The organism is Sphingomonas sp. CCH15-F11, from assembly GCF_001557005.1.
In the GTDB taxonomy this organism is placed as follows: Bacteria; Pseudomonadota; Alphaproteobacteria; order Sphingomonadales; family Sphingomonadaceae; genus Sphingomonas.
Map to the genome: position 1 here is coordinate 1 of NZ_LSKG01000108.1, position 26,305 is coordinate 26,305.

Here is a 26,305-nt window from a genome sequence, read left to right on the forward strand (position 1 = left end):
CCGCCGCTGCCGAATTGATGGGGCCGGCGGGGGCGTGACAGGCTAAAGGAGCGGCGGGGCCTGTCGCCCCGATTGGAACCCGTCATGGCCAAGAGCCAGAAGAAATCGAATCGCGAGATCCGCAAACCCAAGAAGGAAGGCCCGCCCAAGCCGAACGCGTCCAACCCGTCGACCAAGGACAAGCCGGTCGCGATGGTGAACATCAAGGGCTAGACGCGCCCCGCCGGGCGAGGGCGCGTGGCGCGGGGCGCGTGGCGCGTGGCGCGGGGGCCTGTCGCGGAAGTTGACACTGGCTTGACACTATCGCCGGCCGCGTCGCGGGCGGAGCTTTGGTGGCGGGTTGCTGGCGGGATCGAGATAATAGCAGGCGTCGGCGAATTCCTCGTCGGTCATGTCCTCCCCGCTATTGAACTTCCCGATCGCGGCGAGCCAGCGTTTCTCGATCGCCGCCGCGTCCTCCGCCGCCTGGCGCGCCGCCGACTTGGGCGGCCGCTGTTCGCGCAGGAAGTGGGGGAGCACGCCGTCGGCAACCTCGGCAATGTTGAGTTCGTGCGCGAGCGTGTCGGCATCGAGCAACTGGTCGGCCGGCGCGGGCAAGGCGGGCTCCATCGCGCGCAGGCTGTCGGCGAGCGCGGGGGCGGCGGCTTCGGCGGGAGGCGCGGCGGACGCGGCGGCGGCCGGGGCGCGCGCGGTGCCGTAGCGTTCGGGCTTCAGGTGGCTGAGCAGATATTTGAGCAGGCGGTTGTCGTGGACGACGCGCGTGCCGACCACCTCGCCGCGATGGTTATAGACGTCCTGCTCGCTCCCCTCGATCGCGCGTTCAAAGGCGATGTCCTCGATGAGGCCGGCGGCGTGGTGGCGCGCGGCGTCCCAGGCGCGGGCAAAGGCGGCCCCATGGGCGGAACGGCGCAGCTGATAGGCGCTGGCGCGCGACATGCCGACTTCCGTGGCGGCCAGCGCAACCAGGCCGGTGTCGGCGAGCGTTTCGATGAAGCGGCGCTGCTTTTCCTCGGTCCAGCCGTCGAGGCGCGGGCGGCGGCGGACGGGCACCCAGCGATAATCGGCAGGGTCGTAGAGGAGGGGTTGGCCGGCTTCGTCGTCCGCGTCGGCGAGGGCGAGCGCGGTGCTTTCGGCGAGCGGATCGGGCGCGGGGGTGGCGGCGGCGGCGTTAGCGTCACCGGCCAGGGCGGAGGCGTGCGGTTCGTGCGTCATCCGACAGGGTGAAGCGGATTTGATGCGGGTAGGACAGGGGTGCGTGGCGGGTGTTGGACGGTTTGCGCGCGCGGTGTGGCGGATGGGCATCCTACACGCACCTTGGCAAAGATAGCGCAAAATCGTATAAGGTGCGCATGGCGCAGATGAACATCTCGATCCCCGACAAGCTCAAGCGCTGGGCGGAGCAGCGTGTCGCCGAAGGGCGATACAGCAGCACCAGCGACTATGTGCGCGACCTGATCCGGCGGGATGAGGCGGAGGCGGCAAAGCTGGAGGCGCTGCGCGCGGCGATTGATGAAGGGTTGGCGTCGGGCGAGCGTTAAGACTTCATCGAGGACGTCATCGCGCGAGGACGCGCTCGCAACGGCTTGTCGTGAGAATTGATGTCCGCGCTGCGGCGCTTGGCGATCTGGACGGCATCTATGATTACACTTTCAGCGCGCTAGCTAGGCGCAGGCGGGACGATATGTCCGCGGCATCTGGCTGTCGTTCGATCGCTTGGCTGCGTACCCTCAAATTGGGCTGGCACGCGACGACGTAAAGCCGGGCCTGCGGAGCTTTGCAGCCGAAGAGCACCGGATTATTATCTGGTGCGGCGGGACAGCCTGTTGATCGTGCGGGTGCTCCACAAAGCGATGGATGCGGGGCAGCGCGCTTGAGGGATATTTATTATAGTGTCTCGGAATTTTTTCAGGTGACGCAGTGTCGGAATTGTTATTAAGCTGCCGTATTTACCGATTCAAATTGCTGAATTAAAAGACGGTCGAGTAAAGCGACCAATAGATCGAGGTTTGGTTTACCATCAGAAGTGTAACCCTGATCAGCGGCCTGGAGAGCGGTATAATACTCGGGTCGATTTTCCATTATTAGATCGATTAAGGTCGGCGAACCGGGTAGTACGAACCCAAATTTTAAAGATACGCAGGTATAGCAAAGGGCTCGCGCTGTACGTCCGTTCCCGTTCAAGAAAGGATGGATCCAGTTAACCATCCAAAGAGCAAGAGCGCCAATCTCTAGAGGTGTACTCTTTTTCCATTGCGCGCCCAACTCACCAAAAAACTGCTCGAGGAGGCCAGGAACCAGCTCAGCAGCCGGAGGCTCAAGCACGATATTACCAGCACCGTCCCCCACATGAACTTCACTCGCTCGCAATTCACCCGGCCGAGCAAGTAGCAAGAAGGTCGCGGTCCTGTGCAGCTCCTTCATAGCCGTCGCGTTTGGGTGCACATGACACCCCTGATCATCTGCGCCCTGATGATGGAGGAAAAATCTCACGAGCGCTTCGATTACGTTAGCCTGGTTAGCGAGGTTTAAGACTTCGATCTCATGAGCAGTTTCGCCGTCGATAAGCTCCCAATTCGTGTCGAACATCTCGTATCCGCCCCATACAAGAAGCCCGGCCTATAGCCGGGCTTTTTTTCTTCAGGCGGATATCGATAGCATCACGAAGACGCGCCTTCAAACTCTTCAAGCAGCGTTTCCACTTTTTCGCGAGTTAGCGTCGAAGAATGGCTTCGCAGGCCCATCACCATGCTTACGCGTTGGGTGCGTCGTTCTGATGGCGACATTTTGTGACCGCGTACTCTTGCCACTAGCTCGGTAAGCCGAGTTGATTGAGCCATAGTAGTTCCCCTGACTGACACACTGGTTTGAGAGAATCATAAAACGCACCAACCTCAAAAAGGTTGACGCGTTCGACGAATCCGAATCAGCGGACTCCGAAAGCTAACACCAGATTGGCGGAGTAGGAAAGCTGATTAGGAAGTGTAGGAAGATTACGTACGGAGTGAGTCGGATACGCAACACCTGCAAGTCGGGTACTCGCAAACGCCAAAGCGTTTTAGCACGTTTGCAGCCGACCCCATCAATCCCGCTCCCGGTCCCCCGCGCCGAGATACAGCTCGCGGCCCATGGCGTCATAGACGCGGCTCATTTCGGCCATGCCGGCTTCGGCTTGTTCGGGGGTAAGGGTGTCGGGGGTGGCGCTTGCGGCGGGGCCGCTCTCCCCGGCCATCTCCCCTGAAGGGGAGAGGGAGGTTGCGGTGTCTGCCCCTCCGTCATCGCTGCGCGATGCCACCTCCCCGAGCGAGCTCGGGGAGGAATTGGCGGCGATGAAGGCGTCGGCTTGCTGATTTTGCTTGGCGGCGAAATCTCGCACTTCCTGGGTGATCTTCATCGAGCAGAATTTGGGGCCGCACATGCTGCAGAAATGCGCGGTCTTGGCGCCTTCGGCCGGGAGGGTCTGGTCGTGATATTGTTCGGCGGTGTCGGGATCGAGCGACAGGTTGAACTGGTCGCGCCAGCGGAACTCGAAGCGGGCGCGGCTCAATGCGTCGTCGCGGAGCTTGGCGGCGGGGTGGCCCTTGGCGAGATCGGCGGCGTGGGCGGCGAGCTTGTAGGTGACGACGCCGACCTTCACGTCGTTGCGGTCGGGCAGGCCCAGATGCTCCTTCGGCGTGACATAGCAAAGCATCGCCGTGCCGTACCAGCCGATCATCGCCGCGCCGATGCCGCTGGTGATATGGTCATAGCCCGGCGCGATGTCGGTGGTGAGCGGCCCCAGCGTATAGAAGGGCGCTTCGCCGCAGGCGGCGAGCTGCTTGTCCATATTCTCCTTGATCTTGTGCATCGGCACGTGGCCGGGGCCCTCGATCATCACCTGGACATCCTGTTCCCAGGCGCGCTTGGTCAGCTCGCCCAGCGTGTAGAGCTCGGCGAACTGGGCTTCGTCATTGGCATCCGCGATCGATCCGGGGCGCAGGCCGTCGCCCAGCGAGTAGGCGATGTCATAGGCCTTCATGATCTCCGTGATCTCGTCGAAATGCTCGTAGAGGAAGCTCTCCTTGTGATGCGCCAGGCACCATTTCGCCATGATGCTGCCGCCGCGTGAGACGATGCCGGTCACGCGCTTCGCGGTCAGCGGGATATAGGGCAGGCGGACGCCGGCGTGGATGGTGAAGTAATCCACGCCCTGTTCGGCCTGTTCGATCAGCGTGTCGCGGAAAATGTCCCAGGTCAGTTCCTCGGCAATGCCGCCGACCTTTTCCAGCGCCTGATAGATGGGGACGGTGCCGATCGGGACGGGCGAGTTGCGCAGGATCCATTCGCGGGTGTCGTGGATGTTGCGGCCGGTCGACAGGTCCATGACCGTGTCGGCACCCCAGCGGATCGACCAGACGAGCTTGTCGACTTCCTGCGCGACGTCGCTGGCGACGGCGGAGTTGCCGATATTGGCATTGATCTTGACCAGGAAATTGCGGCCGATCGCCATCGGTTCGGTTTCGGGGTGGTTGATGTTGCTGGGGATGATGGCGCGGCCGCGGGCGACTTCGTCACGGACGAATTCGGGGGTGACATAGTCGGGGATGGATGCGCCGAAGGACTCGCCGTCGCGGGCGTACTCCTTGAGCATCTCGCGGCCCAGATTTTCGCGGGTGGCGACATATTCCATCTCGGGCGTGATGATGCCGCGGCGGGCATAGTGCATCTGGCTGACATTCATGCCGGGACGCGCGCGGAGCACCTTCTTGCGGACATTGGGAAAGGGCTGGACCCCGCCGGAGCGGTCGGGGCCGAGCTGGCCGTTATCCTCGGGGCGGACCTCGCGCTGGGTCACTTCCTCGACATCGTTGCGGGCGCGGATCCAGGGCGCGCGCAGTTCGGGCAGGCCGGCCATGATGTCGATGCGCGCGTCGGGGTCGGTATAGGGGCCGGAGGTGTCGTAGACGCGCAGCGGGGGCTCGCCGGAGCTGGGCTCGAGATGGATTTCGCGCATGGCGACGCGCACCGCCGGATTCTGGGGGGCCGCGACATGGACCTTGCGGCTGCCGCGGATCGGGCCGGTGGTGACCTTGAGTTCGGTGCGCGCGGGGATGTCTGCCATGTTACTCTCCTCAGGCGGGGAGAGCACGGATTTCCGGGGGAAAGCCGCCCACTCCCTACGCCGGTATCAGCCGGATCAGGTTCAGCGGGTCGATGGCTCCTGCCATCCTCTCAAGCGCGGAATGCGGCGCTCCCCCGGGGATGGCGCGAGCCTAGCAGAGCGCAGGCGCGCGCGTAAGGGGTCAGCCCAGCATCTTGTCCGCGAGGATCCACGCCCAGACGATCAGGGTCAGCGCGCCGCCCGCAATCGTCCACCTGACCGCGCGGCCGAGCAGCAGCGCCTACGCGTCGATCGAACGGACGAAGGCGGCGAGCATCCGCTGGCGCAGCGCGTCGCCCGCCAGCCCGTCGCCGTCCGCTTCCTCGCCGATCAACAGCGCGCGCAGCACGAAGACGCAGGAGACGACGAGCGGCACGAGGCCGGCCAGGCTGGCGATCGTCTCCAACGGCTGGCGCGCGGCATCGAGGCTGAGCGGCGCGCCGGGCGAGGCGCTGATCGGATGGGTGCCGATGGTGATCATCAGCGCGTTGAAGGCGAGCATCGCGCCCAGCCGCACCGACAGGTCGAGGTCGCGCCCCTCGAGATAGTCGAGATCGGCGACGAAGGCGTCGGTGCAGTCGTCGCCGCGCATCGCCTGAAACGCGCGGAGCGGGGTGCGGATGCTGGCGGGACGGCGGGCCATGACCCCCGCCCCATATCAGCCGCGCGTCAGAAGGAATAGGCCAGCCCGACCCCGGCGATCAGCTGGCTGGCATCGCCGGCCTCCGCCACGATCGGCGAGCGTTTGAACTCGCCGAGCAGCTCGTAATAGCCGAGCAGGCCGATGACGCTGAGGCCGCGGGTCAGGTCGCCGGTAATCGACTGGGTGACGAGCAGGTTGACGCCCGCGCGCTTGAAGCCGCTGCCCGCGCCGGCATAGGGGCTGAGCCCGCTCGCCGCGCTGCCCGCGGCGCTGACGTCGAAATAATAGTTGCCATAGCCCTTGCCGACATATTCGGCGAGCACCGACAGCCCGACAAAGGTCCGCGTCGACAGGGGCGTGCCGTACTCGATCGTCGGAGTGACGACATAGCTGCCATGCGCGCCCGCGACATCGGCGACCGCGGAGACGCGCGCGGTGATGAAGTCGTAATCGCTGGTGATCACCCCGGTCTTGGTCACCCCGACCCAGCCGCCGGGCTCGACCGCGACATCGAGCTTGCCCAGCGCCTCGACCTGGGGATCGTGGATCTTGAGCGCGCGGTCGAGCCGGACGCCAAGCACCGGGCCGAAGCCGATGTCGATGCCGTCGTCGCGCCCCGCATCGCGGATGACGTCGGCATAGAGCGCCGGCCCGCGCGAGAAGAAGGAAAAGCCCGCGACCTGGCCCCGGATGGCGAATTCGGGGATGATGATGTTGTTGTCCGACCCTTCGTAGCTGGGGACGGTGAGCACCCCGGTGCCGAGCGTCAGGCGATCGGCGGCGGGATCGAAGTCGGGAACCGCTTCCTGCGCGCGGGCAGGGGCGGCGGCGAGCAGCAGCGCGGCAAGCGGCGCGGCGGACAGGGCAAGCATGGCGCGCGATCGGGACAAGCGGGTGGCCTCCGGGTTCAAAAAGACGCCTCGACAGCACGGAGGCACGACGCTGAACGCCGGACGTAACAGATTGCTCCCGCGCGCGTCAGGCGGCGCCGAAGATTAAAGCAAGTAGCGGATACGCACGGTCTGGGCCGAGGCATTGCCGTCGAGGTCGAAGCCGGCGGCGGCGAAGCGCGGCGGGCCGAAGCCGATGCGCGGATTGCGCGAGAAGCCGAACCCTTCGCGCGGGATGCCGGCAAAGGTGTCGAGCCGGGCGTTGCTGTTTTCGTCGTGGATCACCGCGATCGCATAACGGCCGGGCGCGAGCCCGTCGAAGCGGACGTCGCGGACATGCGCGGGCACGGTGCGGGTGACGGCGTGGCTGTCGTCGACACAGCCGGGAAAATTGTCGGGATCGGCGGTCAGGCAGACGCGGATCAGCCCCCGGGCCGAGCGCACGCTGGTCAGCGTCACGTCGACCTCACCCGTCGGCACCGCCCCGGGCAGCAGCCCGACGATGAGCATCGCCGCGCCCAGCCGGCGCAGGAACCGCTGAACCGGGCCGGCGTCCAAAGCCGCCGATCCCGTCATCGGTGCGGCAGACGCGGTCCCAGAAGCGGAAATATAGCCCATAATTACACCCATAGCGTTCGTGATGCCGTTGATGATGGCTTGCGGTGATCAGCCACGCCCCCAATGGCCCCCGCCACATGAACGCAGGGAAAACCTCCCACCCCATATGGTTGGTCACACCCATAACGGTCATCACCGCAAGAACAAGGCCGAGCGCGGCGGCGTGGATCGGAATGACGAAGACCAGTAGCGGGATTACCACAGCACCGGTTAACGCTTCGATCGGGTGGAACGCCATCGCCGCCCAGGCGGTCGGCGGCCGGCTGGCATGATGGACGGCATGCGCCAGGCGGAACAGCCGCGGCCGGTGCATCCAGCGGTGCGTCCAGTAGAACCAGGTGTCGTGCGCGAACAGATAGAGCAGCACCGACAGCGGCACGTACCAGAGCGGATAGTCGGCGACGTCGGTGTAGATCCGCGTCCAGCCCAGATTGCGCCACCCCCAGGCGACGACGCCCGCGGGCACGCCGTAGATCGCCGCGCTGGCCAGCGACCACTTCACCTCGCGCACGATCTGGCGGTCGAGCCCGGCATAAAGCCCCGGATGCCGCCACCGCGTCGCCAGCGCAAACGCCCCGCTGGTGAGGAGATAGCGCACGCCGACGATGACGGTCATGGCGAGCGCGGACAGCAGGATGGCGAAGGCTAGGGTCACGAGAGCGGGTGTAGGGGGTTTGGCGGTGGGGGTGAAGATGGTCGTTGGGTGGGGGGTTTGCACGCCAACGTCGGGGACTCCCGGCCCCAGCGTCCGATCCCGAAGCAGTCGATCCATCAAGTCGCATCATTTGGAAAAACCGCAAAAGCGGACGTGTTTGCTTAGGAGCCTACCCCGACCTTTCAGCCGGCCCAGTAGCTGACCCACGACCTCACTCCTTGTCGTTCTCGACCCTACACCATATGCGTGATTAACCGCTGTCGAATGAATGGAACTGCCGTGGCGATTGGGAATGCAACCGAGATCGAACGCCGGTTTGATCAGTCTCAGAATGATCTCGTTCTCCAAACATCCGATTTCTCGTTGCAGGGCTTGAAGGATATGGTCGAAGACCAGATCATTGACATGGCCCCTAAGTATCAGCGGCGAGAACGTTGGGAAGTCGAGCGACAATCGGAGTTAATTGAGTCATTCCTCCTAAACGTCCCAGTGCCTCCGATCTATCTGGCAGAAGAGGAATATGGGATTTACTCAATTATAGACGGCAAGCAACGCATCACCGCTGTGTCCGATTACTTAAATAATTCATTTGCATTGAAGGGATTGGATGAATTCCCTGAACTTAACGGTGCACGGTTTAGAGAACTTCCTAAGACCCTACAGAATGCTCTTCGTGTTCGACCTTATCTCAGAGTTATCACTCTTTTAAAGCAATCGCACCCGCGTTTGAAGTACGAGGTTTTTATTCGACTGAACAGGGGCGGTATCCGCTTGAATAATCAAGAAATAAGGAACGTAGCATTTAGAGGTGCGCTCAATGATGCGATATTTGAAGCAGCCAACAATCCATTACTTCGATCTGCCTTAAAGATTGATGGGCCGAAGTCCGCCGCATTCCAGCAAATGCAGGACGCCGAATTTGTGCTACGCTTCCTTACCTTAATAGATAATTGGGAAAGGTTTTCGGGAAGTCTTTCGAAGTCAATGGACCGATTCATGCTACAGAATAGCGGAATAGATGGACCAGCGTTAGACAAACTCATGGCTCCATTCGCGCAGGCGATTAGTCGTTGTGGACTTATTTGGGGTGAAAACGCCTTTCAGCGTTGGGATGGACAAAAATGGCGTCAGCAAGCTCTCGCAGGACTCTATGATGCGCAGATGATTGCGGTAACGATACTTACAGACGCGGAAGTGCACTCCCTTTTGGGCAAAGAAGGGGAAATTGAGGAAGCTACTAAGGCTCTATTCGATAAGGCCGACTTCGAAGAGGCCGTGCGCTTGGGTACAAACACTCCCTCCCGAATTAAGCTACGAATTGAACAGACTTATAATATGCTAATAAGCCTTACTTGAGTTTAGAATGAGCGTAGCTCGTGACGATTTTATGAGGAGCCTATCCGGCATTAGGGAGGCGATAGCACTGGAGTCTGTTGCACAAGGAGCAACGGGTAGTGCCTTGGCACCGGGCGTTTTAGTCTTACGACGTGGTATTCTTATTGCAGGTCTTATTGCACTTGAAACCTTCGTTCGCGATCGAACAACTGAAGCGCTTGGGCTATTGAACCGATGGCCGAGATCATTTGACGATCTCCCTGCAAACCTTCGTGAGGCCGCTCGTCTCGACGCGCTCTCCCATTTACAACAATATGCGAAAATGCTTAAACGTCAAGGTGATGACTATGAGAGCGTGCTACGATTTGAAATAGCAAAAATGGGTTCGGGGGACGGTACTGCACTTCAATTTACGAAATTCGTGGCTGGTGACTACACTGGAAATGTTTCGGACACAGGACTCAAGAAGCTGTTGTCTAATCTTCAAGTACACGATTGTTGGAACACGTTCAGAGTGCTTGCCGCAGACACTGGGATTGGTGTTCCGTCGGTTCAGGAACTGGTCAAAAGTACCGTCCGCAAACGGCATCGTAGCGCACACTCTGCCGGTTACGCACCGAGCGCGACAGAGATTTCCGCTCTGCACTCTGATCTTTTGTGCATTGCGCTGTGCTTTGATGTCGCCGTCACTGCGTCCATAGAACAGTCCTTGGCCGTTCCTGTTGAGTGGGCACAAGGCAGAACAACTTGGAGGTCCGCTGTTGTACTATATATACTTAAGCCGTTCGGTACGAGATTTCGCCTGTTCAAGTTTGAACGAACGAGGGCGCTTCGTATTGTTGCCACCCCCGCAGAAGCGAAATTGCATGTGCCCCGCCCATCAGCCGGGTTAGCTGCTGTCCTTGTGCAGCAGGACGCCACCGGCCGACCTTTGTCATGGGACGTGTTATAGTGCCTAGCGGAATAGGCCTGTCCTAGCCGGCTTCACATTTGCGCGCAGAAGCCAGCAAACGCGAAACCGCCCAGCTCCCGCCACTGACGCATTCGATCGAGGTATTTCTGCTTTACTAGCGCCGTTGCTGAATGCGGACAGACTGCTGACATCCCAAACTGGTCACCAAGAGGAACAAACCGGAGGGGGCAGCACTCACGCCACCCCCCGGCCCTCCCCCATCAGAACTTCTGCCGCGCGGTCACCCCGAACGTGCGCGGCTGGCCGACGTTGAAGCCCAGGCGGGCGCGGCCGCCGCGTTCGCGGTCGAACGACAAGAGCGGGTTTTCGTCGAACAGGTTGTTGACATAGGCGATCAGCGACAGGCCGCGGCCGAATTCGACGCCGGCCGACAGGTTGAACAGCTGGTAATCGGGCAGTTCGAGGTCGAGCGTCGTCGCCGCCGTCGCCGGCGCGCCGCCGAAGGGCAGGCCGTGGACGAAGGTGCGCGGGTTGTTTTCCTGATCGCTGGGCTGGGTATAGCGCGTGCCGACATGCTGGAAGCTGGCGGTGATGAAGCCGTCCGCGTCGCTGCCCAGCGGGTAGGTATAGGTCGCGTTGGCCGACAGCTGGAATTCGGGCACCGAGGGCAGGCGATTGCCCTCACGAATGCCGGTGGTGGTCGCCAGCGGTTCGGGCAGCGTCGAATCGAATTCGGATTCGAGCAACGTGCCGCTGAGCGCGAGGTCGAGGCCGGGCAATGGCGAGGCGGTCAGTTCGACCTCGATCCCCTGGGTGTGGGCTTCGTCGACGTTGAACACGATGCGCGACGAGCATGAGCCGGCGTCGAGCGTCACCTGAAGATTGGAAATGTCGGTGTAGAAGGCGGCGGCGTTGAGCGTGACCCCGGCGAAGCGCGACTTCACGCCGACTTCGTAGTTCCACAGCGTTTCGTCGTCATAATCCTGGAAACCGCCGAACAGCGCGGCGTCGCCCGGGGTGCACAGCGGGATGTTGAGCGGATCGTTGACGCCGCCCAGCCGGAAGCCCTTCGACGCCTGGGCATTGATGGTGACATTGTCCGCCGCCTCGAAGCTGGCGAGGAAGCGCGGGGTGAAGCCGTCGGACTTGGTCGTGTCGGTGCGGTTGTCGCCATTGGCGAACAATCCGCCCGAGACGAAGCTGCGCGTCTCCTCAAAGTCGTAATAGCGCCCGCCCGCGGTCAGCGTCAGCCGGCCGAAATCATAGCTGGCCTCGCCGAACACGGCCTTTTGCTGGATGTCGTAGGGCAGGAAGGCGTTGTAGGGCGAATCCGGGCCGAAGCCGTTGCGCACCGACGCCGACGTGCCCGCGCCCAGCGCCGCATCGGTCGCGGCGTCATAGCCGGGCGTCGGCAGCAGCTGGCGATAGACGCGGTCGATTTCGGTGTAGAAGCCGCCGATCAGCCACTGGAACGGGCCCGAGCCGTTGGATTGCAGGCGCAGTTCCTGGGTAAAGGTCTCCAGCTCGGTCGTGTCGCGCAGGTTGGAGGGCAGGCGCACCGCCGCCGCCGGATAGCCGAGATCGACCGACACCGATCCGGTCAGCGCGCTCGCATCGCGCGAGGCGAGGATGTTGCGGTCGATATAGGTGGTGATCGAGGTGAGCGCGACGCCGCCCAGATCGACCCGGCCGGTCAGGTCGGCGATGAAGGTTTCGTCGCGGAACCGCTCGCCCAGCAGCAGATATTGCTCGCGCTCGTCAAAGGCGACGCGCGGGCGCGTGGTGGTGAACTGGTTGCCGAAGAGGTTGTACACCTCCTGGCGGTTGAAACCGTCGGCGGTGATTTCCTGGTACAGCACGCGCGGGGTGATCGAGATGGTGTCGGTCGGCTCGAACAGGAACGCGATGCGGCCGCCGATGCGCTCGCCCGAATTGACGTTCTCGTCACGCGCGCCGCCCTCGCCCAGCGCGTCGATGAAGCCGCCATAGCGGGTGTAATAGCCGACCGCGCGGACCGCGAGCGTCGGGCCGAGCGGCAGGTTGACCGCGCCCTTCACATGCCCGCCGACATCGTCGCCGTCGACCAGGTTGAGATTGGCCTCCACGGTGCCCTCGACCCGGTCGGTGCGCGGCTGGTTGGTGATGTAGCGGATGGTGCCGCCGACCGAGCCCGAGCCGAACAAAGTGCCCTGAGGGCCGCGCAGCGTCTCGACGCGGTTGAGGTCGAACAGGTCGAGATCGGGGGTGAACAGCGACAGCGAGATGGCGCTGTCGTCGAGATAGACGCCGACCTGTTCCTTGACGCCCGGCTGGTCGCGGACGACCTGGCCGGCGGAGACGCCGCGGATCGCCACCTGGCTCTGCCCCGGCCCGAGATTCTGGATGGTGAGGCCGGCGACGTTGCGCGACAGGTCCTCGAGCGTCGTGGCACCCGAACGCTGGATGTCCGCCTCGGTCTGGGCGTTGATCGAGAAGGGCACGTCCTGAAGGCTGGTGTCGCGCAGCGTCGCGGTGACGACGATGTCGGCATCCTGCGCGGCGTCGTCCTGCGGATCGGCGGCGGCGGTCTGCGCCAGCGCGGCGGGCGCGACCAGCAATGCGGCCAGCGAGACGCCCATGGCCAGCGCGCGAAGGCGCGGCGCGTGATGACGGTTCATATCTATCCTCCCGGTTATTATCGTCACAGAACTGTAAACTGTTGCCGGGGGCCAACAAGAAGCCAAGTCAAACCCCGGCCCTTTACTTGCGGCCTGTGGCGTTTCGGGCACAATACACTATGCGGCGGCACCGCGCACGCCCGCAGTCGGCGGCGATCGGCGGCGGCGCGCGCCTAGCCCAAAGACCGGGGCTTTCACGGGCATCGGCGATCCGCTAGGCGCAAGAGGATGCCGGACCATCCCACTTGTGATGTCGCGATCGTCGGCGGGGGCCTGGCGGGGGCGCTGTTCGCGATGGCGCTGGCGCGCAGGCGGCCCGACGTCACGATCCGGCTGATCGAGCGAAGCGACCGGATCGGCGGCAATCACCTGTGGTCGTTCTTTGCCAGCGACATTGCCGATGGCGATCGCTGGCTGGTCGCGCCGCTGGTCAGTCACGGCTGGACGAAATATGAGGTCGCCTTCCCCGCGCACCGCCGGCACCTGACCGCGCCCTATTACAGCATCGAGTCGCACCGGCTGGACCCGATTGTCCGCGCCGCGCTGCCCGAAGGCACGATCCTGCTCGACGCCGATGTGCGCGAGGTGGGACCGACCCATGTGGCGATGGCCGACGGCACGCGGATCGACGCGGGCGGGGTGATCGATTGCCGCGGGATCGGCGATATCCGCCACCTGGACCTGGGCTATCAGAAATTCGTGGGGCAGGAGCTGCACCTGGCCGCGCCCCACGACGCCCCCGACCCGATGGTGATGGACGCGACCGTCGAACAGATCGACGGCTATCGCTTCGTCTATTGCCTGCCGTTCGCGGCCGACCGGATGTTCGTCGAGGACACCTATTACAGCGACACGCCCGACCTGCCCCGGCCGGCGGGTGGTGCCAACGACGATCCGGCGTCGCGGCGCATCGCCGACTATGCCGCCGCGCGCGGATGGCAGGTCGAGCGGGTCGGGCGCCAGGAAACCGGCGTGCTGCCGGTCGCGATGGGCGGCGATTTCGAGGCCTATTGGCGATCGGGCGGCGCAGGCGTGGCCAAGGGCGGGATGCGCGCCGGGCTGTTCCACCCGCTGACCGGCTATTCGCTGCCCGACGCGGTGCGCGCGGCGAGCCGCGTCGCCGGCGCGCGCGACCTGTCGGGTGCGGCGCTGCACACGCTGTTGCACGATCACGCCGCCGAGACCTGGGCGAAGCGCGGCTTCTATCGGATGCTGACGACGATGCTGTTCCGCGCGGCCGATCCGGACGACCGCTATCGGGTACTGGAGCGTTTCTATCGGCTGGATGCGGGGCTGATCGCGCGATTCTATGCCGGACAATCGACGATGTTCGACCGCGCCAGGGTGCTGACCGGCAAGCCGCCGGTGCCGATCGGCCGGGCGATCCGCGTGTTATGGGAGAATGCAAGGTGAAGACGGTTGCCGTTATCGGCGCAGGGTTCGGCGGGCTGGCGCTCGCCATCCGGCTGCAGTCCGCGGGCATTGACACGACGGTGATCGAAGCGCGCGACAAGCCGGGCGGCCGCGCCTATCACTGGGAAAAGGACGGCTTCGTGTTCGACGCCGGCCCGACGGTCATCACCGCGCCCGACACGCTGCAGGAGCTGTGGGCGCTGTCCGGCCACGACATGGCGGAGGACGTCAACCTGGTCCCGGTATCGCCCTTTTACCGGCTCAACTGGCCCGACGGCACCAATTTCGACTATTCCAACATGGACGCCGAGCTGCGTGCCGAGATCGCCAAGCTCAATCCCGAGGACGTGGCGGGATACGCCAAGTTCCTGGAGTATTCGGCGGGCGTCTATGAGGAAGGTTATGTCAAGCTGGGGCATGTCCCCTTCCTCGACTTCAAGTCGATGCTGAAGGCGGCACCGGCGCTGGCCAAGCACCAGGCGTGGCGGTCGGTCTATTCGATCGTCGCGAGCTTCGTGAAGAACGAGAAGCTGCGCCAGGCGCTGTCGTTCCACACGCTGCTGGTCGGCGGCGATCCAATGAAGACCAGCTCGGTCTATGCGCTGATCCACAAGCTGGAGCGCGACGGCGGGGTGTGGTTCGCGATGGGCGGCACCAACAAGCTGATCGCGGGCATGATCACGCATTTCGAGCGGCTGGGCGGCAAGGTGCGCCTCAATGATCCGGTGATCGACATCGAGACGCTGGGCGACCGCGTGACGGGGCTGACCACCCGCGACGGGTTCCACATGGATGTCGACGCGGTCGCCAGCAACGGCGACCTGGTGCACAGCTATCGCGACCTGCTGCGCGGATCGCGCAGCGCCCAGCGCACCGCGACCAAGATGATGAACAAGCGCTTTTCGCCGTCGCTGTTCGTCGTCCATTTCGGCATCAAGGGGACGTGGCCGGGCATTCCGCATCACAGCATCCTGTTCGGCCCGCGCTATCAGGGGCTGCTGGCCGACATCTATGACCACGGCGTGCTGGCGCAGGATTTCAGCCTGTACCTGCACCATCCGACCGTCACCGATCCGTCGATGGCGCCCGAGGGCTGCTCGACCTTCTATGCGCTGGCCCCGGTGCCGCACATGGGCAAGTTTCCCGCCGACTGGGACGCGATCGGGCCGGAATATGAAAAGCGCATCCTGGACGAGATCGGCCGGCGACTGATCCCCGACATCCACGAGCGGATCGTCACCAAGTTCAGCTACATGCCGACCGATTTCGCGAACGACCTGTCCGCGCATCTGGGCAGCGCGTTCAGCCTGGAGCCGGTGCTGACGCAGAGCGCGTATTTCCGCGCGCACAACCGCGACGACCATATCCCGAACCTGTATTTCGTGGGTGCGGGCACGCATCCCGGCGCGGGGATTCCGGGCGTGGTGGGGAGTGCCAAGGCGACCGCCGGGCTGATGCTGGAGGATTTGCGGTAGGGGTGAGCGGAGCGCCGCCCACCTCGGGCTCCGATTATCTGTGTAGAAGACTCACGACAGCGACCTGCCGGCTACCAACCCCTTTCTGAACCTGCAAATGCCGCGCATGATGCGGGCCGTAGCCGTGTTAAAGTCGACGGAGGCTCTGTTGAGGGTATTGTGGGCAGGCTTGCTTCTAGTCGGCTGCGGCCAGTCTCCATCCGAGCCGCGCGGCAATGGCACCGAGATACTGAACAAAAAAGCTTATGAAGAAGGCACGGACATAACCACGAGCGAGAGTCCGGTCGAGGCTACCTCGGCAAGGGGAACATATCTTTCGTGTGTCCGTTCGAAGGCTGATCTAATCGGGAAGCGAGACGCGATCAGTGTTGATCGGGCAACTCAGATCGTCAGTGAATGCGAAAGCCTGCTAAGCGAGGCGGCAACTGAGGTTGTCGCGCGAATGGGTGGACGTCCGATGACAAACTTGCCGGCCGGAATGGAGACTGAACAGGTCCGAATGTCGGTAGCAAGGGATGCAATCAAGCATGAAGCAAAGATGCTGATATCGCGCGATTACGCCGCTCTTCCACGTCCGGTGCCTTAGGTCATAGGCACATGTCGCGGAGGGACGGCGCGTTCAGCCTCGAGCCGGTGCTGACGCAAAGCGCGTATTTCCGCGCCCACAACCGCGACGACCATATTCCCAACCTGTACTTTGTCGGCGCGGGCACGCATCCGGGCGCGGGGATTCCGGGCGTGGTTGGGAGTGCGAAGGCAACGGCGGGGTTGATGCTGGAGGATTTGTTGTAGGGAGTGGGGTGGGACGGGACCTTCTGAGGCGAGAGTCTCTTAGAAACCGCCTGTCGGCTACCGACCCACAGGCAGACATCCGTCTTACTGAATTGTGCGCTTCACGAACCTCCGCCACCGGCGCTCAAGTCCTTCAGACGTGATTGGCGAACCGGGTTGGGCCCTGTCGAGCGACTTCATCCACCTGTCTATTTCAAGTGCCTTATCGAACGCCTTACCTTGTTTCGTAAGCTCACTATGCCGGATGACCAAGTCAGGTCGGCGGGATATGTCGATACCGTCACGTATGAGCGACTTGCGGGCCAAAAACTCGGCGAGGACGTAATGCGCCTCTGAGACTATGCGGTGCCACTCGCCGTCGTCGATGATCTCGTTTCCACCAGCGTCGTAAGTCCGAACGACTCTGCAAAACACAGACGGAAGATCCACAACGTTCCAATCAGACATGCCCAAATCATGCCACGTCGACCGCGCTCCGCCAATATCCGCCTTCTCCCAATTCCGGCCGCCGAGCGCTTATGCCGAACGCGGCTGCTTATGAGTTTGCGATCTTGTGTTCCGTCCCCGTTCATCGCGGGCGCAGTTGAGAAACGTATGTCTGTGCGCTTGCAACGGTTTCTCGACTTCGCTCGAAACCAACGAGGTGTGGGGCAGGCGCGGGATGCATGGCGGAGCGGCGGCGCTTTGCGCTGTCCCACCCCCTAGCCCCTCCCGCGCCCGGGAGGGAGAGGGACGGCGCGCATCTTCTTATCCCCTTGCGGGCAGAGCTGGGGGTGGGCATGAGCGGGGCATGACTGACGAATGGATTTCCCACCCCCCGGCCCCCTTCCGCACATCGGAGACGGCGCGATGAAAGCGCTGGCGGTCTATTGCGGGTCAGCGACGCCTGCCGATCCCGTTTATCTGGAGACCGCGCGCGCGATCGGGCGGGGGCTCGCCGAGCGCGGCATCACCGTCGTCTATGGCGGCGGGCGGCTGGGGCTGATGGGGGCGATCGCCGATTCCGCGCTGGCGGCGGGCGGCGAGGTGATCGGCATCATCCCGCAGGCGCTGGTCGATGCCGAGGTCGCGCATCGCGGGCTCACCCGGCTGGAAGTCGTGCAGACGATGCACGAGCGCAAGCAGCGCTTCACCGACCTGTCCGACGGGTTCCTGACGCTGCCGGGCGGCACCGGCACGATGGACGAATTATGGGAGGCGATGAGCTGGTCGCAGCTGGGCTATCACAGCGATCCGGTCGGGCTGCTCAACGTTGCGGGCTATTACGACCCGCTGATCGCGTTCGTCGACCGGATGGCGGACGTCGGCTTCCTGCGCCCGCAGCATCGCGACATCCTGATCGTCGACGATGACCTGGACCGGCTGATCGATCGGATGCGCGCCTATCGCCCGCACACCCCGATCGTGCGGATGACCAGCGCGCAGCTTTGAGCGCGCCCGCCCTTCCCAGCCGCGACGCGATCGTCGCGAGCGCGGGCGAGACGATCGCGCGCGGATCGCGCAGCTTTGCGGTGGCGAGCAAGCTGTTCGACCGGCCGACGCGCGAGCGGGCCTGGCTGCTCTATGCCTGGTGCCGGGCGTGCGACGACCTGGCCGACGGGCAGGACATGGGGCACGGGATGACGCGGGTGGTGGACCCGGCGGCGCGCCTCGCCCTGATCACCGAGCGCACCGAGCTGGCGCTGGCGGGCGAGGTGGTGGGCGATGCGGCGTTCGACGCGCTGCGCATCGTCGCCGCCGAGACACGGTTGCCGCACGCGATGGCGCGCGACCTGATCGCCGGCTTCGCGCTCGACGCCGCCGACTGGCGGCCGCAGAGCGAGGACGACCTGATGCGCTATTGCTATCATGTCGCCGGCGTCGTCGGCTGCATGATGGCGGTGGTGATGGGGGTGGACCCGCAGGACGAGGCGACGCTCGACCGCGCGTGCGACCTGGGGCTGGCGTTTCAGCTCGCCAACATCGCGCGCGACATCGGCGAGGATGCGGGCGCGGGTCGCTGCTATCTGCCCGCCGAGTGGCTGGCGGAGTTCGGCATTCCCGAGCGTGACGTCATGGCCCCCGCACATCGCGACGCGCTGGTGGCGCTGGCCGGACGGCTGACGACACGCGCCCAGCAATATGAGTTGAGCGCACGCGGCGGCACGCCCCGGCTGAGGCTGCGATCCGCCTGGGCGGTGCTGGCTGCGGCGGGGATTTATGGCGATATCGCGCGCGAGGTGGCGCGGCGGGGCGCCAGCGCGTGGGACCGGCGGGTGTTCACGTCGGGCCGGGAGAAACTGGGCTGGGTGGTGCGCGCCTATGCGATGGCGCTGGGGCGGCGGCGGTTTGCCGGGACGCAGCGCCCGCCCGAGCTGTGGACCCGGCCGCGCCGGCCCGGCGGCTGACCGCTTAGAGCGGTTCCCGATCCGAATGTATCGGATCGAGCGCTCTAAGTTGTTCTGTTAACGCATTTTCCAAGTCGTCAGATGATTTCACCTGACTTGAAAATGCTCTAGCCGGTGCGCGCCAGCCGCTGTGCCAGGAGAACCCCGATCAGCGGCGCGATGAAGGACCCGATCGCCATCCACAAGGGATGCGGGATCGCCATCAGGTTGAGCACATTGCCGGCCCATGCCAGCGCGAGCACGATCCACGCCGATGGCGACCAGCGCGACAGCCTGAGCGCGGCGTACGCGCCCGCCGCGCCGCCCACCAGATAGGCCAGCAGCACGATCAGCTTTGCCGGGACCGGAATCGATGCCGCGATCCGCGCGACTTCGGCGGCGTTGCGCATGTCGACGCCCGGCGGCGGCGGGTAAAGCATGTGGCCAAGCAACTGGACCAGCGTCGTCGCCAGTCCGAAAACCAGGATGCCGATGATCGTCCCGATGATCCTGCGTGCCATGCCGTCCCCCCACTCAGCCGACCGGGGCAGCATCCCGCAAAATCACACGGTGGGCAAGCGCAGACCCGCCGCGCCGATCAGCCGCGCGAGGCGCGCGCGACCTCGATCTGCGCCTGGCGTTCGGAGCGCTGCTGGCATGCGCCGGAGAGCATCGGATAGGCAAGGTCGGTGTGTCGCGGCAGCACCGCGGGCATCGCCGCCTGGCACTGCGCGATGCTCCGATAGACCACGGGCTCGATCCGCGCCTGCTGGCACCGCGCGCCATCGTCGGCACAGCCCATGACGGCGAGGATGTAGACGATCGGATCCATTGCGGACACTCCCTTCACCCCGACCAATGCCTGATGGGCCGAACGGTTCCGAAGCCGTGACGGCCCGATCGACCCGGGACTGGACAGACCGCATTGCAACTCGCGGCCTTTCCCCCCACCTTTAGCCGCAATGCCGCCCGATACCGCCAGCTCCGCCGACGCCGCCCGCGAACGGCCGCTGATCCCGACGATGCGCCGCTTCCTGCCCTATCTGTGGCCGCGGGACGCCCCGGCGCTGAAGGCGCGGATCGTCGGCGCGCTGGTGTTCGTGGTGATTTCGAAGCTGATCCAGGTCTATGCCGCGCCGTTCGCGCTGAAGGGCGCGGTCGACCGCATGTCGACCGACGATCGCGGGGCGGCGATGCTCGTCCTGCTGCTGGTGATCGGCTATGCCGCAGCCCGGCTGTTCACCGTCATGTTCGACAATCTGCGCAACGCGGTGTTCGAGCGCGTCGGGCAGGACGCGACCCGGCGGCTGGCGTCGAACGTGTTCCGCCACCTGCACCAGCTGTCGCTGCGCTTTCACCTGGAGCGGCGCACCGGCGCGATCACCAAGGTGGTCGAGCGCGGCACCAAGAGCATCGACACGATGCTGTATTTCCTGTTGTTCAACATCGCGCCGACCATCCTGGAACTGGGGCTGGTGCTGCAGATCTTCGGATCGCGCTTCGGCTGGTGGCTGGTCGTGCCGACGATGGGAATGGTGGTCTTCTACATCGCGTTCACCCGCTGGGTGACCGACTGGCGCGCCAAGCTGCGCGAGCGGATGAACGACCTGGACACCGGCGCGGTCGCGCATGCGGTCGATTCGCTGCTCAATTTCGAAACGGTCAAGTATTTCAACGCCGAAGCCCGCGAGGCCGCGCGCTACGAGCGCGCGATGACCGCCTATGCCAGCGCGGCGACCAAGTCGGAAAACTCGCTCGCCTGGCTGAACATCGGCCAGTCGGTGATCACCAACGCGATGCTGGGTTTCGGCATGGCGATGGTAGCCTGGGGCTGGTCGACCGGCCGGTTCAGCGCGGGTGACGTGGTGCTCGTCTCGACCCTGCTGAGCCAGCTGTTCCGCCCGCTTGACATGCTGGGCTGGGTCTATCGCACCATCCGTCAGGGGGTGATCGACATGGGCGCGATGTTCGACCTGGTCGATGCCCCTGCCGAGATCGTTGACGTGCCCGGCGCGCCCGATCTGGTGGTGTCACGCGGCGCGGTGCGGTTCGAGGATGTGCATTTCGGCTATGATCCCGACCGCGCGATCCTGAAGGGCATCGACCTGGAGGTGCCGGCGGGCAGCACGCTGGCGGTGGTCGGCCCGTCGGGCGCGGGCAAGTCGACGCTGGCGCGCATCCTGTTCCGCTTTTACGACCTCACCGGCGGGCGGGTGACGATCGACGGGCAGGATATCGCGCGGGTCACCCAGACCTCGCTGCGCCAGGCGATCGGCATCGTGCCCCAGGACACCGTGCTGTTCAACGACACGATCGGTTACAACATCGCCTATGGCCGCGAGGGCGCGGATCAGGCCGAAGTCGAGGCGGCGGCGCGCGGTGCCGCGATCGGCGACTTCATCGCCAGCCTGACCGACGGGTACGACACGCGCGTCGGCGAGCGCGGCCTGAAACTTTCAGGCGGGGAAAAGCAGCGCGTGGCGATCGCGCGCACGCTGCTGAAGAACCCGCCGATCCTGATCCTCGACGAGGCGACCAGCGCGCTCGACAGCCGGACCGAGGCCGAGATCCAGGATACGCTGGAGGCGATCGAGCGCGGGCGCACGACCATCGTCATCGCCCACCGGCTGTCGACGATCGTCAATGCCGACCAGATCGTCGTGCTCGACCAGGGCCGGATTGCCGAGCGCGGGACTCATGCCGAGCTGCTGCGGCGCGGCGGGCTCTACGCCGAAATGTGGAACCGCCAGGCATCCGAGCGCGAGGAGGCGCTGGCGGCCGCCGAATGAGATCAATTCCAGGAGAGATGAAGTGACCAACGATCGAACGTCGACGCGCGGCGCAAGCACCGCCGCCTGGACCGGACTGGCCGGAGTCGGGCTGGTCGGCGGCGGGCTGGCGCTGTGGTCGGCACTGGCGGCGCGCACCGCGACGCAGCTGGTGCCGACGGACGGACGGTTCATCGACGTCGCCGGCGCGCGGCTGCACTATACCGACCAGGGCAGCGGCCCGCCGATCGTGATGATCCACGGTCTGATGGGCCAGCTGCGCAATTTCACCCATTCGCTGACCGGGCGGCTGGCGCGCGACCATCGCGTCATCTGTGTCGACCGGCCCGGCTGGGGGCATTCGACGCTGACCGGCAGCACGCGACCCGGCATCGTCGCGCAGGCCGGCATGATCGCCGAGCTGATCGGTGCGCTGGGTCTGGAGCGGCCGTTGGTCGTGGGCCATTCGCTGGGCGGTGCGGTTGCGCTGGCGATGGCCGTCCATCATCCGGATCGGGTGGGCGCGCTGGCGCTGGTGGCGCCACTCGCCCGGCCACAGGACACGCCGCCATCGGTGTTTCGCGCACTTACCGCCCCGGCGGCGCTGCGTGGCCTGATCTCGTGGACGCTCGCGGTACCGGCGGGCACCTTTACCGGTCCGGCGACCGCGCAGGCGATCTTTGCCCCCGATCCGGTGCCGGCCGATTTCGCGACGCGCGGCGGCGGTGCGCTGGCGCTGCGCCCGCAAAGCTATCGTGCCGGCGCGTTTGAACTGAGCATCGCGCATGACGAGATGGCCGCGCTCGCTCCGCGCTATGCCGAGATCGGGGTGCCGGTCGCGATCCTCTATGGCCGCGACGACGCGGTGCTCGACGCGATCTATCACGGCGAGGAAGCCGCCGGGCAGCTGCCCGGGGCGACGGTCGAGCTGATCGCGGGCGGGCACATGCTGCCCGTCACCCGGCCGGATGAGACCGCCGCCTTCGTCCGAAGCGTCGCGGCGCGCATGGCCACGCGCTGAACACCCCGACATCGCGCCGTCCACAACAAAGTGGCGCGCGCGACCGGGAAAGGGGGTTGCCGCATCCGGGCGCGCGCGGGATAGCGACGGCAATGTCCGATCCGTTGCGCGTCCTTCAATCGACCTTCGGCTTCAGCGCGTTTCGCGGCGTGCAGGCGCAGGTGATCGATCGCGTGCTGGCGGGCGTACGGACGCTGGCGGTGATGCCGACCGGGGCAGGCAAGTCGCTCACCTATCAGCTGCCGGCGGTGATGCTGCCCGGAACGTGCGTGGTGATCTCGCCGCTGATCGCGCTGATGCACGACCAGCTCCGTGCCGCGCAGGCGCTGGGTATCCGCGCGGCCGCGCTGACATCGGTCGACACCAACCGTGCGGAGACGATCGACCGCTTCCGCGCGGGCGCGCTCGACCTGCTCTATGTCGCACCCGAGCGCGCGTCGGGCGACGGCTTTCGTCAGTTGCTCAATCAATCGCCGCTCAGCCTGTTCGCGATCGACGAGGCGCATTGCGTCAGCGAATGGGGGCATGATTTCCGCCCCGACTACCGGCTGCTCCGCCCGCTGATGGATGCATTCCCCGACGTGCCGCGGCTGGCGCTGACCGCCACTGCGGACCGGCATACGCGCGCCGACATCCTCGACCAGCTCGGCATCGGTGCCGACGGGTTGATCGTGGCCGGGTTCGACCGACCCAACATCCATTATGCGATCTCGCCGCGCGATTCCGCGGCGCGCCAGATCGCCGAGATCGTCCGCGCGACCGAGGGCCCCGGCATCGTCTACGCCCCGACGCGCAACGGGGTGGAGAAGCTCGCGGGCCAGATCGCGGCGCTGACCGGGCGGCCGGTGCTGCCCTATCATGCCGGGCTCGAACCGGCGGTGCGCGCGTCCAACCAGTCGGCGTTCGTCGCATCCGAAGACATGATCATCGTCGCGACCGTCGCGTTCGGCATGGGGATCGACAAGCCCGACGTCCGCTTCGTCATCCACGCCGCGCTGCCCAAGTCGATCGAATCCTATTATCAGGAAACCGGCCGCGCCGGGCGGGACGGCGATCCCGCGATCGCGCATCTGTTATGGGGCGCGGAGGATTTCGTCCGTGCGCGCCAGCGCATTGCCGAGGTCGAACCCGCACGCCACCCAGGCGAGCGCGCGCGCCTCGATGCGCTGGTGACGCTGGTCGAAACGCCGGGATGCCGACGCGCCGTGCTGCTGAGGCATTTCGGCGAGGACCCGCCCGAACGGTGCGGCAATTGCGACCATTGCCTCAACCCGCCGGCGGTTCGCGACGCGACCGAGCTTGCGCGCAAGCTGTTATCCGCAGCCTATCGCACAGGACAGAGCTTCGGCATCGGCCATCTCGAAAAGGTGCTGGTCGGCGGCCGCGATGAACGTATCGAGCGGCTGGGCCACGACCGCCTGTCGGTGCATGGCATCGTCGACGGCGCGGAGGCGTCGCTGCTGCGGCCGGTGGCGCGCGCATTGCAGGCCCGCGGCAGCCTGGTCGCCAACGAACATGGCGGGCTGATGCTGGCGGGCGACGCGCGCGCAATCCTGAAGGGCGAGGCCGAGGTCGCGATCATCGTTCCGCCCAAGCGCCTGCGCGCCGCCCGCGGCCGCGCCGGGGCAATCGCCGCGCCCGTCGGCAACCCGCTCTATGAGGCGCTGCGCAGCAAGCGTCGCGAGCTCGCCGCGGCTGCCGCCCTGCCCCCCTATGTCATCTTCCACGATTCGGTGCTGCGCGATATGGCGTTGCAGAAGCCCGCCTCGCTGGCCGAGATGGGGCGAATCAGTGGCGTCGGCGCGCGCAAGCTCGACGCTTATGGCCAGGCATTTCTCGACGTGATACGCACCGGCGCATGATCCCGTTCTGGCTCGCGATCCCGCTGGACCCGTTGCCGCGCGACGTGACCCGTTTCGTCGAGCAACATGAGAGCTGCGCGCATTTTCGGGGCGAAGAGCCCTATGATGCCGCGCGTGCCCGCGAACTTGAGCGCAAGATCGCACAGAGTTGCAGGGGTCTGGCGCGCAAACGGGCGCGTCTGGAATTGAAGTATCGGCGCAGCGCGACGGTTCAGGCCGTGCTCGCCGAACATGTCCTCGAGGATTGAATGCAGATCCGACCGATCGACCCTATGATAGCCGTCGCGCCTCAGGTGCAGGTCGGCGATCTGGTGCAGGTCGCCGCGCTCGGTTACCGCGCCATCGTCAACAACCGGCCTGACGATGAGGAGCCGGGTCAGCCCGATGCCGCCGCGATCCGCGCGGCCGCGGAGGCGGCGGGACTGCGCTATCATGCGATCCCGGTGACGCATGCCGGCTTTTCGCTGCCGCAGGTCGAGGCGATGATCGCCGTCCGCGCGGAGGCCGATGGACCGGTACTCGCCTTTTGCCGGTCGGGCACGCGCTCTTGCTATCTCTGGGGGCTGGCGGCCGCGCGCGAGGGCACGCCGGTCGCCGAGATCATCGATCTGGCTGCGGCGGCCGGCTACGACCTGTCGCCCATACAGCCGCTGCTCGATCAGCTTGCGCGAGGTTGATGGACGCCGCGCTGCTGCTCGGCTCGCTCGCCGCCATCCTGATGCTTGCGGCGATGGCGAGGGGTTTGGGCCTTGGCATTCCCGATCCACTCGACGAAGCGGCTGCGATGCGGGTGGCCGAGCAGACGGTGGCCGGCTTCGCCGCGCATTCGGTAGCGCTGGCGAAGGACAATCGCGCCGCCGTCGTCACGGGGATCGACGGCGACATCGTGTTGCTCAAGATGCTGGGCGCACGCATCGCGGCGAGGTATTTCCTCACGCCGCCGCATCGGCACGAGACGCCGGAGGGGATCGAGGTCGATAGCGGCGACCGGTGGTTCGGCCGCATCAAACTCGCCAGGCCTTACCCGACGGAGGTGAGCGAGTCCTGATCATTCATGTGCGGGTGAGATCATTCAGCCCGGCAAGACGCGGCGCGCGGGGTCGTCCACCTAAGGCGTAATGAAGTTAGGTCGACGCGCGCTCTAAAGACTTCCTCGCGACCCCGGCCACGTGCCGGGGTCCATGGGATGACGCGTCACAACCGTCGGGACTGCGCGGCGCAGAGGACTTCGGCACAAGACCGGGGAGACGAAGGTTGCTTCCGTGCAAAGTCATCATGCGCAAGGACATCACGGCAGTCGCGAGGCGCAAAGAAAAAGGGAGGCCGGTTTCCCGACCTCCCCAATTCGTTTCAACCCTTGCGGATTGATTACATGCCCGAACCCGGACCGTAGGTGATTTCCACCCGGCGGTTCTGCAGTTCACGCACGCCATCGGCGGTGTCCACGCGCGGACGGCTTTCGCCGAACGCTTCGGTCGTGATCACGCCGTCCGGAATGCCACGCGAGCTCAGATAAGCGCGGGTCGCATCGGCGCGACGCTGCGACAGACCGACATTGTAGCTCGCGGCACCCGACTTGTCGGCGTGACCGGCCAGCATGACCTGCGCATTGCCGCACGACTGATAGTTCGACACCGCGTTGTCGAGGATGCCGGCTGCCTCAGGCGTGATGTCCGACTTGTCCCATTCGAAGAACACGATGTACGGCCCCGGGGTGCAGACCACTTCCGGCGGCGGAGGCGGCGGAAGTGGTCTGCACC

Annotated in this window: 25 protein-coding genes, 1 pseudogene and 1 riboswitch; of the genes and pseudogenes, 15 read left to right on the top strand and 11 right to left on the bottom strand. The window is 65.1% G+C overall.

Going from position 1 to position 26,305, the window contains the following annotated elements:
- Positions 1 to 84: 84 nt before the first annotated feature.
- Positions 85 to 213, top strand: coding sequence for a hypothetical protein (locus AX709_RS19310; protein WP_269450298.1), 129 nt, complete (start codon positions 85 to 87; stop codon positions 211 to 213).
- 87 nt (positions 214 to 300) lie between these two features.
- Here AX709_RS19310 and AX709_RS09950 read toward each other — a convergent pair whose 3' ends face one another.
- On the bottom strand, positions 301 to 1,212 hold the full coding sequence (locus AX709_RS09950) for a hypothetical protein (protein ID WP_066549187.1): 912 nt from the start codon (positions 1,210 to 1,212) through the stop codon (positions 301 to 303).
- 137 nt (positions 1,213 to 1,349) lie between these two features.
- Between AX709_RS09950 and AX709_RS09955 the strand changes: the two genes are divergently transcribed.
- Positions 1,350 to 1,538 (top strand): type II toxin-antitoxin system ParD family antitoxin, encoded by a 189-nt coding sequence (locus AX709_RS09955; RefSeq protein WP_066549189.1) that lies wholly within the window; start codon positions 1,350 to 1,352, stop codon positions 1,536 to 1,538.
- A 394-nt stretch (positions 1,539 to 1,932) separates the two neighbouring features.
- Here AX709_RS09955 and AX709_RS18245 read toward each other — a convergent pair whose 3' ends face one another.
- The 6 genes from AX709_RS18245 to AX709_RS09980 all read right to left on the bottom strand — a co-directional run bounded on the left by AX709_RS18245 (position 1,933) and on the right by AX709_RS09980 (position 7,943).
- Complete coding sequence (locus AX709_RS18245) at positions 1,933 to 2,586, bottom strand: Fic family protein (protein ID WP_082731735.1); 654 nt, start codon at positions 2,584 to 2,586, stop codon at positions 1,933 to 1,935.
- Between the two features lie 493 nt (positions 2,587 to 3,079).
- Positions 3,080 to 5,098: a phosphomethylpyrimidine synthase ThiC gene (thiC, locus tag AX709_RS09960; RefSeq protein WP_066549191.1), complete on the bottom strand. Its 2,019-nt coding sequence runs from the start codon at positions 5,096 to 5,098 to the stop codon at positions 3,080 to 3,082.
- A gap of 35 nt (positions 5,099 to 5,133) precedes the next feature.
- Positions 5,134 to 5,243: riboswitch (TPP riboswitch) on the bottom strand.
- Positions 5,244 to 5,378: 135 nt separating this feature from the next.
- Entirely contained in the window at positions 5,379 to 5,780 is a 402-nt protein-coding gene (locus tag AX709_RS09965) for a hypothetical protein (protein WP_066549192.1), read from the bottom strand.
- Between the two features lie 26 nt (positions 5,781 to 5,806).
- Positions 5,807 to 6,670 carry a MipA/OmpV family protein gene (locus AX709_RS09970; protein WP_231726073.1) on the bottom strand — a complete coding sequence of 288 codons (864 nt, stop codon included), beginning with the start codon at positions 6,668 to 6,670 and terminating at the stop codon, positions 5,807 to 5,809.
- Between the two features lie 105 nt (positions 6,671 to 6,775).
- On the bottom strand, positions 6,776 to 7,180 hold the full coding sequence (locus tag AX709_RS09975) for a DUF2141 domain-containing protein (RefSeq protein WP_066481017.1): 405 nt from the start codon (positions 7,178 to 7,180) through the stop codon (positions 6,776 to 6,778).
- Positions 7,137 to 7,943, bottom strand: coding sequence for a sterol desaturase family protein (locus AX709_RS09980; RefSeq protein ID WP_082731736.1), 807 nt, complete (start codon positions 7,941 to 7,943; stop codon positions 7,137 to 7,139). Before AX709_RS09980 ends, AX709_RS09975 begins: the two co-directional genes overlap by 44 nt.
- Positions 7,944 to 8,222: 279 nt before the next feature.
- Between AX709_RS09980 and AX709_RS18250 the strand changes: the two genes are divergently transcribed.
- Both AX709_RS18250 and AX709_RS18625 read left to right on the top strand, forming a co-directional pair.
- Complete coding sequence (locus AX709_RS18250; RefSeq protein WP_197418977.1) at positions 8,223 to 9,299, top strand: DUF262 domain-containing protein; 1,077 nt, start codon at positions 8,223 to 8,225, stop codon at positions 9,297 to 9,299.
- 7 nt (positions 9,300 to 9,306) lie between these two features.
- Positions 9,307 to 10,230 (top strand): hypothetical protein, encoded by a 924-nt coding sequence (locus tag AX709_RS18625; RefSeq protein ID WP_156454241.1) that lies wholly within the window; start codon positions 9,307 to 9,309, stop codon positions 10,228 to 10,230.
- 221 nt (positions 10,231 to 10,451) lie between these two features.
- Here the strand turns inward: AX709_RS18625 and AX709_RS09985 are convergent, their stop codons facing one another.
- The gene (locus tag AX709_RS09985; protein ID WP_156454242.1) at positions 10,452 to 12,848 is read right to left on the bottom strand and encodes a TonB-dependent receptor; all 2,397 of its coding nucleotides are present in this window, start codon (positions 12,846 to 12,848) and stop codon (positions 10,452 to 10,454) included.
- A gap of 228 nt (positions 12,849 to 13,076) precedes the next feature.
- Between AX709_RS09985 and crtY the strand changes: the two genes are divergently transcribed.
- The 5 genes and pseudogenes from crtY (at position 13,077) to AX709_RS10015 (ending at position 18,915) form a co-directional block, all read left to right on the top strand.
- The gene (gene crtY, locus AX709_RS09990) at positions 13,077 to 14,261 is read left to right on the top strand and encodes a lycopene beta-cyclase CrtY (protein ID WP_066549194.1); all 1,185 of its coding nucleotides are present in this window, start codon (positions 13,077 to 13,079) and stop codon (positions 14,259 to 14,261) included.
- Complete coding sequence (locus tag AX709_RS09995) at positions 14,258 to 15,736, top strand: phytoene desaturase (RefSeq protein ID WP_231727487.1); 1,479 nt, start codon at positions 14,258 to 14,260, stop codon at positions 15,734 to 15,736. Before crtY ends, AX709_RS09995 begins: the two co-directional genes overlap by 4 nt.
- A 615-nt stretch (positions 15,737 to 16,351) precedes the next feature.
- A pseudogene (locus AX709_RS10000) lies at positions 16,352 to 16,528 on the top strand (FAD-dependent oxidoreductase); the annotation flags it as partial.
- An 849-nt stretch (positions 16,529 to 17,377) separates the two neighbouring features.
- Positions 17,378 to 17,959, top strand: coding sequence for a TIGR00730 family Rossman fold protein (locus AX709_RS10010; protein WP_066549200.1), 582 nt, complete (start codon positions 17,378 to 17,380; stop codon positions 17,957 to 17,959).
- Positions 17,956 to 18,915, top strand: a complete 960-nt coding sequence (locus AX709_RS10015) for a phytoene/squalene synthase family protein (RefSeq protein WP_066549202.1) — start codon at positions 17,956 to 17,958, stop codon at positions 18,913 to 18,915. The genes AX709_RS10010 and AX709_RS10015 overlap by 4 nt, the downstream gene beginning before the upstream one ends.
- Positions 18,916 to 19,022: 107 nt before the next feature.
- Here the strand turns inward: AX709_RS10015 and AX709_RS10020 are convergent, their stop codons facing one another.
- Positions 19,023 to 19,415: a hypothetical protein gene (locus tag AX709_RS10020; RefSeq protein ID WP_066549205.1), complete on the bottom strand. Its 393-nt coding sequence runs from the start codon at positions 19,413 to 19,415 to the stop codon at positions 19,023 to 19,025.
- Positions 19,416 to 19,492: 77 nt separating this feature from the next.
- Positions 19,493 to 19,726: a hypothetical protein gene (locus tag AX709_RS10025; RefSeq protein WP_066482298.1), complete on the bottom strand. Its 234-nt coding sequence runs from the start codon at positions 19,724 to 19,726 to the stop codon at positions 19,493 to 19,495.
- Positions 19,727 to 19,856: 130 nt separating this feature from the next.
- Between AX709_RS10025 and AX709_RS10030 the strand changes: the two genes are divergently transcribed.
- The 6 genes from AX709_RS10030 (at position 19,857) to AX709_RS10055 (ending at position 25,593) form a co-directional block, all read left to right on the top strand.
- Entirely contained in the window at positions 19,857 to 21,683 is a 1,827-nt protein-coding gene (locus AX709_RS10030; protein ID WP_066549210.1) for an ABCB family ABC transporter ATP-binding protein/permease, read from the top strand.
- A gap of 22 nt (positions 21,684 to 21,705) precedes the next feature.
- Positions 21,706 to 22,683 (top strand): alpha/beta fold hydrolase, encoded by a 978-nt coding sequence (locus tag AX709_RS10035; protein ID WP_231727488.1) that lies wholly within the window; start codon positions 21,706 to 21,708, stop codon positions 22,681 to 22,683.
- Positions 22,684 to 22,775: 92 nt separating this feature from the next.
- Positions 22,776 to 24,545, top strand: a complete 1,770-nt coding sequence (gene recQ / locus AX709_RS10040) for a DNA helicase RecQ (RefSeq protein ID WP_066549212.1) — start codon at positions 22,776 to 22,778, stop codon at positions 24,543 to 24,545.
- Positions 24,542 to 24,793, top strand: coding sequence for a hypothetical protein (locus AX709_RS10045; RefSeq protein ID WP_066549213.1), 252 nt, complete (start codon positions 24,542 to 24,544; stop codon positions 24,791 to 24,793). Before recQ ends, AX709_RS10045 begins: the two co-directional genes overlap by 4 nt.
- Positions 24,794 to 25,222, top strand: coding sequence for a TIGR01244 family sulfur transferase (locus AX709_RS10050; protein ID WP_066549214.1), 429 nt, complete (start codon positions 24,794 to 24,796; stop codon positions 25,220 to 25,222).
- Positions 25,222 to 25,593, top strand: coding sequence for a hypothetical protein (locus tag AX709_RS10055; protein ID WP_066549216.1), 372 nt, complete (start codon positions 25,222 to 25,224; stop codon positions 25,591 to 25,593). The genes AX709_RS10050 and AX709_RS10055 overlap by 1 nt, the downstream gene beginning before the upstream one ends.
- A 320-nt stretch (positions 25,594 to 25,913) precedes the next feature.
- On the opposite strand, the gene AX709_RS10060 is transcribed toward AX709_RS10055, so the two are convergent.
- Positions 25,914 to 26,305: OmpA family protein (locus tag AX709_RS10060; RefSeq protein ID WP_156454243.1), on the bottom strand; the 392-nt coding region annotated here is incomplete at its 5' end.